Annotated in this window: 11 protein-coding genes and 4 pseudogenes; 12 read left to right on the top strand and 3 right to left on the bottom strand. The window is 67.4% G+C overall.

Features of this window, described 5'->3' with window-relative positions:
• Positions 1-61: 61 nt before the first annotated feature.
• The 5 genes from AB0N14_RS19070 to AB0N14_RS19050 all read left to right on the top strand — a co-directional run bounded on the left by AB0N14_RS19070 (position 62) and on the right by AB0N14_RS19050 (position 3,562).
• Complete coding sequence (locus tag AB0N14_RS19070; protein WP_366026836.1) at positions 62-487, top strand: hypothetical protein; 426 nt, start codon at positions 62-64, stop codon at positions 485-487.
• A 193-nt stretch (positions 488-680) separates the two neighbouring features.
• On the top strand, positions 681-902 hold the full coding sequence (locus AB0N14_RS19065; RefSeq protein WP_366026835.1) for a hypothetical protein: 222 nt from the start codon (positions 681-683) through the stop codon (positions 900-902).
• A gap of 33 nt (positions 903-935) precedes the next feature.
• Positions 936-1,541, top strand: a complete 606-nt coding sequence (locus tag AB0N14_RS19060; RefSeq protein ID WP_366026834.1) for a class I SAM-dependent methyltransferase — start codon at positions 936-938, stop codon at positions 1,539-1,541.
• Between the two features lie 178 nt (positions 1,542-1,719).
• The gene (locus AB0N14_RS19055) at positions 1,720-2,178 is read left to right on the top strand and encodes a DIP1984 family protein (RefSeq protein WP_366026833.1); all 459 of its coding nucleotides are present in this window, start codon (positions 1,720-1,722) and stop codon (positions 2,176-2,178) included.
• Positions 2,179-2,728: 550 nt separating this feature from the next.
• Positions 2,729-3,562 carry a PIG-L family deacetylase gene (locus AB0N14_RS19050; protein WP_366026832.1) on the top strand — a complete coding sequence of 278 codons (834 nt, stop codon included), beginning with the start codon at positions 2,729-2,731 and terminating at the stop codon, positions 3,560-3,562.
• A gap of 423 nt (positions 3,563-3,985) precedes the next feature.
• Here the strand turns inward: AB0N14_RS19050 and AB0N14_RS19045 are convergent.
• Positions 3,986-4,120: pseudogene (locus AB0N14_RS19045) on the bottom strand (transcriptional regulator); the annotation flags it as partial.
• Positions 4,121-4,472: 352 nt separating this feature from the next.
• Positions 4,473-4,961: a GNAT family N-acetyltransferase gene (locus AB0N14_RS19040; protein ID WP_366026831.1), complete on the bottom strand. Its 489-nt coding sequence runs from the start codon at positions 4,959-4,961 to the stop codon at positions 4,473-4,475.
• A gap of 399 nt (positions 4,962-5,360) precedes the next feature.
• Between AB0N14_RS19040 and AB0N14_RS19035 the strand changes: the two genes are divergently transcribed.
• From AB0N14_RS19035 to AB0N14_RS19015, 5 genes and pseudogenes are all read left to right on the top strand, one after another.
• Positions 5,361-6,056 carry a 3-hydroxyacyl-CoA dehydrogenase NAD-binding domain-containing protein gene (locus AB0N14_RS19035; protein WP_366026830.1) on the top strand — a complete coding sequence of 232 codons (696 nt, stop codon included), beginning with the start codon at positions 5,361-5,363 and terminating at the stop codon, positions 6,054-6,056.
• A gap of 418 nt (positions 6,057-6,474) precedes the next feature.
• A pseudogene (locus tag AB0N14_RS19030) lies at positions 6,475-7,308 on the top strand (AMP-binding protein); the annotation flags it as partial.
• Positions 7,309-7,315: 7 nt separating this feature from the next.
• Positions 7,316-7,999: an AMP-binding protein gene (locus tag AB0N14_RS19025; RefSeq protein ID WP_366026829.1), complete on the top strand. Its 684-nt coding sequence runs from the start codon at positions 7,316-7,318 to the stop codon at positions 7,997-7,999.
• Positions 8,000-8,116: 117 nt separating this feature from the next.
• A pseudogene (locus AB0N14_RS19020) lies at positions 8,117-9,075 on the top strand (CoA transferase).
• 110 nt (positions 9,076-9,185) lie between these two features.
• Entirely contained in the window at positions 9,186-10,055 is an 870-nt protein-coding gene (locus AB0N14_RS19015) for a crotonase/enoyl-CoA hydratase family protein (RefSeq protein ID WP_366026828.1), read from the top strand.
• Positions 10,056-10,346: 291 nt separating this feature from the next.
• Here AB0N14_RS19015 and AB0N14_RS19010 read toward each other — a convergent pair.
• Positions 10,347-10,424: pseudogene (locus AB0N14_RS19010) on the bottom strand (DUF4157 domain-containing protein); the annotation flags it as partial.
• A 1,028-nt stretch (positions 10,425-11,452) separates the two neighbouring features.
• Between AB0N14_RS19010 and AB0N14_RS19005 the strand changes: the two are divergent.
• Positions 11,453-12,379: a DUF5996 family protein gene (locus tag AB0N14_RS19005; RefSeq protein WP_366026972.1), complete on the top strand. Its 927-nt coding sequence runs from the start codon at positions 11,453-11,455 to the stop codon at positions 12,377-12,379.
• A 340-nt stretch (positions 12,380-12,719) separates the two neighbouring features.
• Positions 12,720-13,091 (top strand): PP2C family protein-serine/threonine phosphatase, encoded by a 372-nt coding sequence (locus AB0N14_RS19000; RefSeq protein ID WP_366026827.1) that lies wholly within the window; start codon positions 12,720-12,722, stop codon positions 13,089-13,091.
• Positions 13,092-13,465 lie beyond the last annotated feature (374 nt).

Genomic DNA, 13,465 nt, shown 5'->3' with positions numbered 1-13,465 from the left:
CGCAAAGCGTGCCGATCACGGACAGGGCTGGAGTGTCAGTGCCCCACGGGACGATGCCGCCATGACTACGGATCCGACCAGCCCCGCCGACCGACAGATCCCCGCATGGATCCCCACCGTCGGAACTGGCTGGGCGGCCTTGCTCATCCAGCTGCAAGAAGAGCTGTGCGCGCTCGACCCCGACTACCGCATCGAGCGCTTCGACACGAACCTCGGAGGCTTGCGTGTTACCGTCGCCGATCGCTTCCAAGAAGGCGAGTTCGATGGCGAGTTCGCCGACCGCGCGACCGCCCTCACCGACGCCGCTGAGACCTCCTCCGAACGCACCTGCGAAACCTGCGGCGAACCCGGCCGTATCCGCCTCCGCGGCGACGGGCCGCACACCTGGATGCAGAGCAGCTGCGACACCTGCCGCACCCTCCCTATACAAAAGGCCGAGCCGGCGGACAGCACCGAGATCAACCGCCTGGGCACCTCCCGCCCGTAGAGTCCTCCTCGGCCGCCGAGTTCGGCGAGACGTGATGTCCGCCACAGGCAGCAGTGGGAAAGAAACACGATGGTCCGTCGTATCGCGACACGCGCCAGAGGCTCGGCCCTGGTAGAAAGCAACACGACCTGCGGGGGACACGATCTCTGCTGACACAAAACGCACAGAGTACGCGCTCGCGGTCCGCGACCTGGTGCGCCTCAGCGACCAGTGGCACAGTCGCCCCGACCTGGAGGAAGCATTCCTGGACGGGTACGGCCGCACCCTCACCGCGGGCGAGGTGGAGCTGTGGAAATGCGAGACCGGACTCGATGCGCTCTCCGGCATCCAGTTCGGCATGACCCACCACGATCCCGAACTCGTCGAGCGCGGCCATCGCACCCTGGCCCGTCTCCACCAGCTCGCCCGTTCCTGACCCTCCCACCGCCAACTCGCCTGAGATATCCCGTTGGCCTACACCGAACAGAAGCAATGGGACGAGCACTACGCCGGAGGGCAGGGCTTCCGGCAGCTGGGGGACAGTGAGCGAGCTGCGCTGGCCGAGCATGGGGCCGCCCCTGCCGAGGACGGCCGTGCCTTGGAAATCGGCTGCGGGCTTGGGGACTCGGCCGTCCACCTGGCGTCGATGGGCTACTTGGTCGACGCGGTGGACTGGTCGCAGAGCGCCCTCGCCCGCGGCGACCACGAGTCGTGGGTGCGGTGGCTGTGCCTGGACATCGAACAAGGCGACCTTCAGCGGCTGCACGAGGACGGCTACGACCTGATCACCCTCCGGCTGATGTACGCGTTCCTGAGCGACCGCACCCGCGTCATACATGAACTCGGCCGGCGGCTACGCGAGGTGTGGGGTCTCAAATTCCGTGTCGGAATCTCACGGCTGGTGCCGGATGGAAGCCGGATCCGATGTGGCGCTGAGACATGCAGTGTCCTGTTGCATGGAAGCTGTCGGATTCCCAATCCTTCTTGTTCGCGGTGGCGGATTCTCATCGCGTCGCGTGCTGAGCGGCGGGGCTTCGTCCGGAAGCCAGCCGTGCGGCATGTCCTGTCGCGCTGAAGTTGTCGGATTCCCACTCGTCGTCGTTCGTGCTGTCGGATTCTCTTTCGTGGCACTCTTAGCGGCTGTCCGCTCTCACTCCAGTGGCTGGTCGGGGCTCCGGCGGATCAAAATCAAGGTGCCATGAGCTGGTTCGCACTCGTATACTCGTGCGAGCTCATGGAGGGGGACGGAGACAGTGAAGCTTGCTGAGGCACTGGCAGAACGTGCTGAGGCGACGCGCCGTGTAGAACAGCTGCGAGCGCGCATCGTCAGCAGTGCGCGGTACCAGGAAGGGGAGACACCCGCCGAGGATGCAGCTCAGCTGTTGGCTGAGGCCGGAGATGTGCTCAACGCTCTAGAAACGTTGATCCAACGGATCAACCGGACCAATGCCACTGTGGAGACAGGTCCGGACGGCACGCTCACCGATGCCCTCGCACGCCGGGATGTCCTGCGGTTGCGTCACTCTGTGGTCACCGCGGCGGCGGGTAAGGGCGAGCGGGGATACGGTCGGCAGCTTCGGTCCGAGCTGACGATGCTTTCCGCGCTTCCGGTTGCGGAACTGCGTGGCCAGGCGGATGCACTCGCCCGGGAGATCCGCGAGGTCGATGTGCGGATCCAGCGTACGAATTGGGAGGTCGAGCTGCTGGACTGAGTAGTCCAGCAAGCTGGGACGATGTGGAGCAGGTAGCAGCTTCGGAGGCGTGCACACACCGAGGGCTGGCGGTTTCCCAGCCCACTCCTGGCGCGTCAAGAGCAACGCGGGGGTTCGACTCCCCAATTAACAGTGCAGCTCAGCACCGCGTACAGGTAACGGCGCACATCGCACAGCACATCACCACGTGCAGATCCGGGGCAGCGAGGGCGGATTCGGGGCTTTCTGCATCGCAGCACCATGGAGAACGGCGATCTCCAGCGGATACTGTTGGCCATTTTGGCGGCGGTCCTGCATTTATCACGGACGAGACTTCCGCAAAAGCCAGGTCGTTTGAGAACGCTGGCCACCGGCGGTCGCCTGGAAGGCCAAGCGGCCGCGCCGGGAACAGTAGGCCGGCCGGCACGGTTGCATCGACCGAGGGACCGGCGCCGCACGGGCGGGGAGCACGGAGACCAAGGCCGTCCGCCCTCCAGGAGCCAGGCCCCAGGATCGCGGTACGCCCGCCGCGCACTCGGACCAAGACGTATGTCTGCAGGAGGACTGTTTCATGACTGACCGGCCCTTGACGCTCATGGCAGTACACGCCCACCCCGACGACGAGGCCACCGGAACCGGAGGGGTCCTCGCGCGGTACGCGGCGGAAGGCATTCGCACGGTTCTCGTGACGTGTACCGACGGCGGTTGCGGTGACGGACCGGGGGGTGTCAAGCCGGGCGATCCCGGGCACGATCCGGCGGCGGTCGCCTTGATGCGCCGTCAGGAACTTGTGGCGAGCTGTGAGGTCCTGAAGGTCAGCGATCTGGAGATGCTGGGCTATGCCGACTCCGGGATGATGGGCTGGCCGAGCAACGGCGCCCCCGGATCCTTTTGGCAGACCCCCGTGGAGGAAGGCGCGGCCCGACTGGCGGAACTCATGGGGCACTACCGACCTGATGTGGTCGTCACCTACGACGAGAACGGCTTCTACGGCCACCCCGACCACATCCAGGCCCACCGCATCACGATGGCGGCGTTGGAGATGACCACGCTGGCACCGAAGGTGTACTGGACGACGATGCCCCGCTCGATGATGCAGCGGTTCGGCGAAATCATGCGTGAGTTCGGTGAGGACATGCCGGAGCCGGATCCTGCCGAGGCCGCCGCGATGGCCGAGATCGGCCTCCCCGACGATGAGATCACCACGTGGGTGGACACCACCGCGTTCAGCGGTCAGAAGTTCGACGCGTTGGCCGCGCACGCCAGTCAGGGCGAGAACATCTTCTTCCTCAGGATGGGCAAGGAGAGGTTCGGCGAGTTGATGGGCATGGAGACCTTCGTACGTGTCCAGGACACCACCGGCGCGGCCGTACCCGAGAACGATCTCTTCGCCGGACTGCGCTGATCCGCCCGTCCTACCGGCCGGTAAAGCGCATCGATCGCACGGCGCGATCAGGCGGTTCACTGGGGACCATCACCCTGATCGCCTACAGCGGACCGACCTCTGTCGGCGAAAGCCCCGCCCGCTACCCGGCCGCAGCTGCCGGACACATCGTCGAACTGACCGACCACTACCAGGCTGAGAACGGGCGCTGGAAGATCACGAAGCGTTCCGTTGACATGATCCTCGCCCCGGCCACCACCTGACCACTCCTCACCACGCCGCCGGCGGGGGACGCCTATCGCGTCCCCCGCCGACGACACACTTCAGCATCTGCTCGTCGAGAATCCCCGACGCCTGCGAGCCCGGCTCACGTCGCTGTAGCCACGGCCGGGACCGCAGCGGCGCCTGAAGAGAGGTATACCCGCAGCAGGACGGCTGTTGCCGTCAGCTGCTGGGGAGCGGCTCGGTGGAGGAATCGGCGTCCTGGGAGGCAGCCCAGGAGGCGAGCAGCCGCAGGCACTCCTCAGCGGGTGAGCCAGGTTCGGCGGTGTAGATGGGCAGGGTGAGGCCGGGCTCCGCGCTAGCAGCTCCGGGATCACCTTCCTTTCTAACGACGAAGCCGCACCGGAGCACTCCGGTGCGGCTTCGTCGTCTCCCGGCTCCGCGAAGAGGTAGCGTCAGGATGGTTCCTCGAAGGGGCCTCGCCGTATCACCAGCTATCACAGACGCCCCTATAACGGGGGGACGCTGGGTACCGTCCTGACCAGGCTGAAGACCTCTCGGGCGGCATATCGTTTGAGGCATCGGATGATCTCGCGTCGGGTCTGGCGATACCCCCGCCAGGGCAGAGGCGACGGCACACACGGAGCGCGCGGCTCCAGCGGCTCGAGCATGCAGGCGAAGCCGGTACCCCGCGAACCGGCACACCGCGTCATTCCGAAGGAATGCGAAACTCGAATTCGGGACGGTCCCACGGCATGGCGGGCGGGTTCGCGAGCGCGGTCCCGATCCGCACTGCACCGACGCGGTGGTAGAAGTCCTCGGCGGGAAGATGCGACACGACCTTGACACGGTCGAGCCCGGCGGCACGGGCCTCGGACTGCATGTGCGCGACGAGCAGTCGTCCAATTCCCCGTCCTTGCGCTTCGTCGGCGACGAACAGCAGGTCGAGCTCTGGTGGAGCGAGGACGAGCGAGTAGAACCCGAGGACCCGGCCTCCATGCTCATCGGCGCGGACGGCTACGAAAGCGCGGTGGGCCTCGATGTAATCAGGACCGACCCGGTAGCCCGCGACTGCGGCTGCGTACTTACCCTCGTAGGCGCCTGAGCCACGCACGAGCCGCGTGAGCCGTTTGGCATCCCGCGCGACGGCCCTCCGTATCGTGATCGGCTGGCTGATCGGGGAAGTGCGTGAACTCATCGGGAGAGTATTTCGCACCGGGGAGTGCCTTCGTGCGGCGGGTCGGCTGCTCGGGCAGGCATTCCAACGTATCGAACGGCTCCCCGGTGGTCCCCGAGATGCCCGGGACGGGCAAGCGCCGCACCCTGGAACGGAGCCGACGAGCCGGGACGGACCGCCGATTGCGGAGTCCTCATACGCGTGCTCTCGCGCCAGGGCACACGCCTGCACCAGGGGCAACGGAGCGCGGGACGGACCCCGGCCGCGTGGACCCACCGCGTGGGAAGGAGCACCGCAGTGTCAGTGAACTCCCACTTTCCCTAAGCGCCCGATAGCACAGCCGAGCCGTCCTGACCCCTGACCACCTGGCCGGGTTCCCCTCGCACACAGGCACCCAGCACACAGGAGCAACCCCAAGCCATGAACGCATACAAACCAGTCCATCGCCTAGCGATCGTCGGTACCGGCACCATCGGAGCGAGCTGGACGACGCATTATCTCGCTCGGGGCTTCGACGTCACAGCCACCGACCCTGCCCCGGCTGCGGAGAAGGCCCTCAGGTCGTACGTGGACGCAGCTTGGGAGTCGGCAGCCACGCTCGGGGCCGAGCCCGGAGCCTCACCCGATCGCCTGAGGTTCACCGCCGATATGCGACAGGCCCTCGCGGACGCCGATTTCGTGCAGGAGAACGCGCCGGAGCGTCCGGAGCTGAAGGTCAAGCTGTTCGCCGACATCGACGAGGCGACACCGCCGGACTCGATCATCGCGTCGAGTTCGTCGGGCATCACGATGAGTGTCATCCAGGCCGAGTGCCGGCGTCCGGAGCGCACCCTCATCGGGCACCCCTTCAACCCGCCGCACATCATCCCTCTGGTCGAAGTCGTCGGCGGAACGAAGACCGCCCCGGAGACGATCCGGGAGGCGATGTCCTTCTATGCCGCGATCGGCAAGAAGCCGATTCACCTCAAGAAGGAGCTCCCCGGGCACGTCGCCAACCGTCTCCAGGCCGCGCTGTATCGCGAGGTCGTCCACATGATCGAGCAGGGAGTGCTCGACGTCGCGGACTCCGACGACGCCCTCTCTGTCAAAGTAGATCGAGTCAGGCATACTGGATGATTCATTGAGTCGAGGGCGGAGAAGGAGTAGTGCCCGGGTGGCCAGCACGAATGACCACGGGACCCCTGATCCGCAGGTAGAAGCCCGTTCGACCGGTCCGCGCCGGTATACAGGTTCCGGAATGGACAGCGGAGCCTTCGTGCAGACAAGCGGTGCATGCTTGGGATTCGATCGGCGATCGCTCAAGAGTCCGACGGCCCGGGCGCACATCCCGGGCGAGGTGTTGGCTCCGCGCCCAGGCGTCAGGGAAACCACACGCTGCTGAGGACCCAACGTCGCCATTGAGAAGGCCGCAGAGCGCAAGCCGCAACCAATGAGGTGATCTCGACGGCGATCACTTCCAGGTCCCGCTGCGCATGAGGGCGGCGCGGGCGATCTCGTTGCTGCTGTCGAGGCTACGCAGCCGACGAAGGCGAACATGCCGAAGGGTGGCTCTGCCATGAACCTCGCGTCGCACGTCGTACGAAGCGCCAGCACCTACCCGGACCGCGCCGCGCTGCGTCTGGGGGATGACATCCTCTCGTATCGCGCGCTTGACCAGGTCAGCGCCCGCATGGCGGGACTGCTCCGCGACCGTGGCGTCAAACCTGGCGACCAAGTTGGGATCATGCTCCCCAACAGCCCGGAATTCGCCATCGCCTACCTCGGCGTGCTCCGGGCCGGCGGCATCGTCGTTCCGATGAACCCCCTGCTCAAGGCCCGGGAGGTCGCCTACTACCTCGGCGACTCAGGTGCCCGGCTACTGTTCGCCCGGCCCGCCTTCGCCGACGAGGTACGCACCGGCGCACAGCAGGCCGAGGCCGATGCGGTGGTCGTCGATCCCGGCGGATTCGACGCGCTCGTCTCGTCCGCCCCACTCGCCGAGGACCTGATCGAGCGGCACGAGGACGACACCGCGGTGATCCTCTACACCTCGGGAACGACCGGTGAGCCGAAGGGTGCCGAACTGACCCACGCCAACCTCACCCGCAACTGCGACATCGTGGCGTCCGAGTTGCTTCATCTCACCTCGGAGGACGTGATCTTCGGTGCGCTCCCCCTGTTCCACGCGTTCGGGCGGAGCTGCACGCTCAACGCCGCCGCCGCCTCCGGTGCGTGTCTGACGCTGCTGCCGCGCTTCGACGCCGAGCAGGCGCTGCAGATGCTGGCCGAGCACGGGGTGACGGTCTTCGCCGGGGTACCGACGATCTTCAGCAGACTGTTGCAGCCGCCGGACCGGGAGACCTACGACGTCTCCGCGCTCCGGCTGGCCGTCTCCGGTGGCGCGGCGATTCCCCGTCCAGGTGCTGCGCGACTTCGAGGCCGCGTTCGGGTGTGTCGTGCTCGAAGGCTACGGACTGTCGGAGACCTCACCGGTCGCCTCTTTCAGCCGCCTGGACGCCCCACGCAAGCCCGGCTCGATCGGCACCCCGATCCGCGGCGTCCGGATGCGGGTGGTCGACGACGGCGGCAACGAAGTACCGCAGGGCGAAACCGGCGAGATCCTGATCCGAGGACACAACGTGATGAAGGGGTACTGGCAGCGTCCCGAGGCCACGGCCACCGCGATCCGCAACGGCTGGTTGCACACCGGCGACCTCGGCCGGGTCGACCAGGACGGATACTTCTGGATCGTCGGCCGGGAGAAGGACATGATCAATCGAGGCGGGTACAAGGTCTTCCCACGCGAGGTCGAGGACGTGCTGTATGAGCATCCGGCGGTGGCCGATGCCGCGGTCATCGGCCTGCCCAATCCTGATCTCGGCGAGGAGATCGGCGCCGCCGTCGTACTCACGCCAGGCGCCGCTACCACGGCCGAAGAACTGCGCGACTACGTCAAGCGCCAGGTCGCCGCGTACAAATATCCGCGGAAGGTATGGATCGTGGACGCGCTGCCGAAAGGGCCCACCGGCAAGATCCTCAAGCGGGAGATCGTCCCGCCGCCCGAACCGGGCAAGCGATGAACTGACTCCGCCCGACTCCGCCGGGAGAGGACGTGAGCACCTCTTCGGCCGGTTCACCAGGGCCGCGAGACCGGCGGATCGCCGACGAGTGCGCTCAGGAGGGGCTCGTTCGCAGGAATGATGAGCCGAGGTACTGAACGGCGAGCAGCGCCAACTCCAGGTCGCGGCGCCGTTCCTGCAGTGGCCGCCCCAGGGTCTCCTCGGCTTCCGAATGCGGTATTGCACGGTGTTCTTGTGCAGAATCTGATGGCTGGCGGCGAGCAGGGCCCGGACGCGCACGTGCCCGGCTTCGACGTCACGGCATACTGGGCACGCAGCGGTCTGATGGACTGCACTCGCCAGCGTGACGCGGCCCCGGCCATCAACGCGTTCGGCTCCGGCGACCACCCCACCGCGATCACCCTGTTCGCCGGGATCATGACCGCCCTGTACCGACGCGAGAAGACCGGCCGGGGCGCACGCGTCACCGCGTCCCTGATCGCGGAAGGCGCCTGGGCTGCGGGGATGTGGCTGCAGGCTGCCCTGCTCGGCGGGAAACCCCCCGCCCCGTCGACCGCTCCGACCCACCCAACGCCCTGGCCAACGTGTACCGCACCGCGGACGACCGCTGGATCCTGCTGGCCTTTGCCAACGAAGACAAGCAAGTCCCCCTGTTCCTCGAGGCCATCGGCCACCCTGAGGCCGCCGAGGACCCCCGGTTCCACGACACCCCCAGCCGCCGCGCCCACGCCGCCGACATCGTCACTCTGCTGGACAAGCGGTTCGCCACCCGCCCCCTGGCCGAATGGCGCGAGGTACTCGACACCGCCGGCCTCACCTACGGGGTCGTCCAGACACTCGAGGAGTACGCCCACGACCCCCAACTCCTGGCCAACCAGATCGTGGTGCCGATCGAGGACGGGAGCAGCGAGCCACACCTGACCCTCAACAGCCCCGTGCACCTGGACCAGGAACAGAAGGTCCCCGCACGCCCGGCTCCCGATCTGGGTGAGCACACCGAACAGGTGCTCACAGAACTCGGGTTCAGTGCCGACGACATCGAGTCCCTGCGCAGCGACGGAGCGATCCCGCGCTAGCAGGGGTCCGAACCCCACAGCACCCGGCCCAGGCGACGAGCACCCGGAGGAGCGCTCCACCGTCAGTGGTCGAGCACCCACACCGGCGGGAAAGACAAGGAATCGCCACCATGACCACCGAACCCGACACCGGCGCCCCCACCGTGCACACCGAAGAACACGACGGCGTCCTCGTGATCACCATTGACCGGCCGAAGGTACGCAACGCCGTCGACGGCGCCACCGCGCGGGCGCTGGCCGATGCCTTCGACCAACTCGACAGCCACGACGACCTGATGGTCGGTGTGCTCACCGGTGCCGGGGGCACCTTCAGCGCGGGGATGGACCTCAAGGCGTTCGCGAAGGGAGACACCCCGGTCCTCCCTGGGCGAGGCTTCGCGGGCCTCACCCGAACCCGTCTCCACACCCCGCTCATCGCTGCCGTCGAGGGCTGGGCGCTGGGCGGTGGCACCGAGATGGCACTCGCCTGCGATCTGATCGTGGCCGCCGAGAACGCCACCTTCGGCCTCACCGAGGTGACGTTCGGCCTGGTTCCCCCCGAAGGAGGAATCGTGCGGCTGCCCGAGCGCATCCCCCGCAACATCGCCGTGGAGATCCTCCTCACCGGCGAGCCCCTCCCCGCCGAACGGGCTCATCAGCTCGGCCTCGTCAACCACCTCACCCCACCCGGCGAGACGCTCACCAAGGCCGTGGAACTGGCCCACCGCATCGCGCGCAACGCCCCACTGTCCATCTCAGCCGTCAGACGGTCAACGAGCGGACGGCGTACGGCGACCAGGACGCATTCCGCCAGCAGGACCAACTCGTCGCACCGGTCCTCGCTCCCACGACGCGCAGGAAGGAGCCCATGCCTTCGCCGAAAAGCGCCCACCCCACTGGGAAGGCCGCTGACCCCGGCCCCGCGAGGCCCACGTGGCGCGCCACCGCAGCCCGTCGGACCGGCTGGGCGCCAGGGCACCACCCGCACCCCTCGGGGATGACCTCAGCGAGGCATCGGTCATCCCGAACCACGAAACCCGTGGAGGACGCCGACATCACCCGCCGAAGGAACTGGTCGGCCTGCTCCCGCCGACCTTCGAATCCAGGGCTAGGAGAACCAGGGATCGGACCAGCTCCGCGGTTTTCTCGACCGGCTGTTCACCACCGCCCACGCCGGCAAGCCCCTGATGCACGAGCACTACGGGGACTACTTCGTCATGTACTGGGACCTTCAGCTGGGGGTCACGGGCGAGGCCATCCCGGCCGAGGTCCGGCGGATCGGGTCCGACTTCCTTCAGTCCGCTGCCGTTGTCGGTGCCGGTGCCGGGGCCTTGGCGTTGCTGGATGACGTGGGTGAGTTCGTGGGTGACCAACCGTGACATCGCCCCCCGGCTCCATCTGTGGCCCCGAACCGCCGGCTATCACCTGCACAAGATCTTCCCCAAGCTCGGCATCCCGTGCAGGGGTCAGCTCCGGGGACGCCCTCTCCCCCGACGCGGGGCGACCCCGCTGAACGCCTGCTGCGGCAGGGGCGCCCGGTCGGTTCCCGCCCACGCGGCCGCGCGAGTCCCCGACAAGTCGTCACGCGGACTGCCTCGCGCGAACCGATGTCGGCACTCGCCGCTGGGCAGCGGGCGTCAGCCCTCGCGGGTGTCATCGCGCCCGACGCGTTCGTCGGACGGCGCATCGAGCCCTGTCCCCCGGCTGCCCCGAGCACCAGGGTCGGCTGGTCAAGCCCGCGTTCCGCGTAATTCGGAGCCTCTGGAGCAACGGCATGCCCACTGGCCTGCGGTTTCGCCTTGTCGGGCGCCGCAGGCCGTTTCTCTAGTGCTCGACGTTTCCGCAGGTCGGGAGGGGTTCTGCGAGTGACCCTGAAGGCGCTGGGAGGGGGCCTCGGGTGAGCCAAGCCTGGTGCCACGATAGGGGCGCAGGGCCATGCCCGGCACGAGAGACGTCAACTTGCCTGGAAATGCTCGGGTTTGGCCAGCAACTCTTCGCCGCATTGTCGGCGAAGAGACGCACATGGGCATCTCGCTGGCCTGCACGTTTCTCTATGCCTAGAGAAACGCCTCAGCAGCGCCACCAGAGGCATATCTGCAGGTCACGTGCCATGTCTGCGCTCTAGGCGTAGCGAATTACGCGGAACGCAGGTCAAGGCTCATGATGAAAAGTCCTTCCGGATCGAATCCGCAGGACCTCGCCGCCACCCGTGACACCGGGCAACTGCATCAGTGTGCTTGCGATGCCGGAACACCGACTGCTCGTGGAGCGTGCGAGCGACCCGTCCGGTGACCGGTGCGGCGCGCCGGGTTGCCTGGTGCATTGACTGAGGGGACCGTGGTCAGTATGTGTCACATTGTCCCGGAAGGAGTTCGTTGTGGCCGGGACTTTCGACCAGATGTCACGGACGATGTGGCCGCAGCTGCGGGTCGCCGACTGGACCGAGACCAGGGACACCCTGCACATGTGGACCCAGATCGTGGGCAAGATCCGGCTGGCCCACGCGCCCCTGGTCAATCACTGGTGGCAGGTCACCTTGTATGTCAGCCCGCGTGGCCTGACGACATCGGCGATTCCCCACCACTCAGGAGTATTCGACATCGAGTTCGACTTCGTCGACCATCTACTGCGTATGCGCAGCAGCAACGGCACAGACCGCGCCGTGGCTCTGGAGCCCAGACCGGTGGCCGACTTCTACCGCGAGACGATGCACGCCCTGGGCGAGCTGGGAATCGAGACAAGGATCCAGGCACATCCGAACGAGGTGGACCCGGCGATCCCCTTCGATGAGGACCACCAGCACGCTTCCTACGACCCGAACGCCGCACAGCTGTTCTGGCGGCAGTTGCTGCAGGCCAACCGGGTGCTCGGAGAGTTCCGCTCGTACTACGTCGGCAAGGTCAGCCCAGTGCACTTCTTCTGGGGCGCCATGGACCTGGCCTGCACGAGGTTCTCGGGACGAACGGCCCCGCCGCATCCGGGCGGCGCCCCGCACTGTGGTGACTGGGTGATGGTGGAGGGCTACTCCCGCGAGTTGAGCAGCTGCGGGTTCTGGCCCGGCGGCGGGGAAGAAGGGGCCTTTTACTCGTACGCCTACCCCGAGCCGGATGGCTTCGCCGGCCATCCGATCAGCCCGGCCGACGCCTTCTACAGCCCCGACCACGGCCAGTTCCTCCTGCCCTACGAGGCAGTGCGCACCGCGGCCGCCCCGGACAGGGCGGTGGCCGACTTCCTGCACACGACCTACGAGGCTGCCGCGGAACACGGCGGCTGGGACCGAGCGGCCCTGGAAGAGGACCCGAACCGGTGGCAGGAACACAGGTAGACCCTCATCCGCCATGAGGGCACCCGGCGCGCGCACGCTGCACGGGCCAGGGCCCAGGCCAGCCCTCGCGAGGTCAGAAGCAATGGACACGGGTGCGTCGCGCCCGTCGCATCCAGGCCGCGGTGATCCGAGGCCGTCGCCTTGCGGCATGTCCTTACCGGGCGCGGTCAAGGGTCGGGCGGTAGTGCTCACCCAGGGGCGGGGAACCCCACTCGGCCGCCGGCCCACCTCCGTCACAGGCGGAAGCTCTCCCTTAGCCGGTCACTCGACGGGCGTGCCGGGGCCGGCCTGCCGTAGCCAGCGTTCCAGGCGTCGCAGATACCCGTCGAAAGACTCCTCCGTGCATATCGACCCGCGCGACGGACAGGTCACCGGCGCCGGCCATGTGCCGGTGCTGTGCGCGCGCAAGGACGGCAGCCACAGCATCCGAGAGCTGCCGGGCGGTCCTGTCCTGGCAGTCGTGCCGGACACCGAGTACCGCGAAGAGTCCTTCACCCTGGACGAGGGCAGCGCGCTGATCATGGTCACCGACGGTGTGGTCGAAGGACCGGGCCTCACGTTGGATGCCGGACTGGAGCGAGCCGGAACACTGGCCGGCGCGGCCCTCCAAGACGGACTGGACGCCGAGGAGACCGCCGACCGCATCCTCGACGCAGCGGCCGCGGTGAACCACCTCGACGACGTGGCCGTGCTGGTCATCCGACGCACATGAGGCGCCCACCGGGGTGGGTCCACGTCGAGCGTGCGGTCGAGGTGCAGCAGATGATCCATGGTCTCACACGAGTCAGACCCCGGCGCGGGACAGCACCCGCCGATTCTCCCCGCCCAGCCGCCCCAACGACGGCGCGCTTCCGAAAGTCCCACCCCCAGGGGACCTCACGTGCCAGGTGCTGTCGTCCACCTCTCCGGTAGCGTCGAGGTATGAGTCATCCACATCCAGAGCTGAAAGCCGCCCCGCCGCTGCCCGAGGGAGGGCTGAGGGTCGTCGCGCTGGGCGGTCTGGGTGAGATCGGCCGGAACATGACCGTCTTCGAGCACGCGGGCAAGCTGCTCATCGTCGACTGCGGTGTGCTGTTCCCCGAGGAG

The sequence above is a fragment of the Streptomyces sp. NPDC051104 genome (assembly GCF_040682835.1).
Lineage (GTDB): Bacteria > Actinomycetota > Actinomycetes > Streptomycetales > Streptomycetaceae > Streptomyces > Streptomyces cynarae.
The sequence above is the reverse complement of the archived record's forward strand: the minus strand, read 5'-3'. Positions and strand labels throughout refer to the sequence as shown.

Excerpts from the sequence above, each read along its gene's own strand:
- AB0N14_RS19070 (WP_366026836.1), top strand. The coding sequence starts at position 62 with ATGACTACGGATCCGACCAGCCCCGCCGACCGACAGATCCCCGCATGG.
- AB0N14_RS19035 (WP_366026830.1), top strand. The coding sequence starts at position 5,361 with ATGAACGCATACAAACCAGTCCATCGCCTAGCGATCGTCGGTACCGGC.
- AB0N14_RS19005 (WP_366026972.1), top strand. The coding sequence starts at position 11,453 with ATGTCACGGACGATGTGGCCGCAGCTGCGGGTCGCCGACTGGACCGAG.
- AB0N14_RS19040 (WP_366026831.1), bottom strand. The coding sequence starts at position 4,961 with ATGAGTTCACGCACTTCCCCGATCAGCCAGCCGATCACGATACGGAGG.
- AB0N14_RS19015 (WP_366026828.1), top strand. The coding sequence starts at position 9,186 with ATGACCACCGAACCCGACACCGGCGCCCCCACCGTGCACACCGAAGAA.
- AB0N14_RS19050 (WP_366026832.1), top strand. The coding sequence starts at position 2,729 with ATGACTGACCGGCCCTTGACGCTCATGGCAGTACACGCCCACCCCGAC.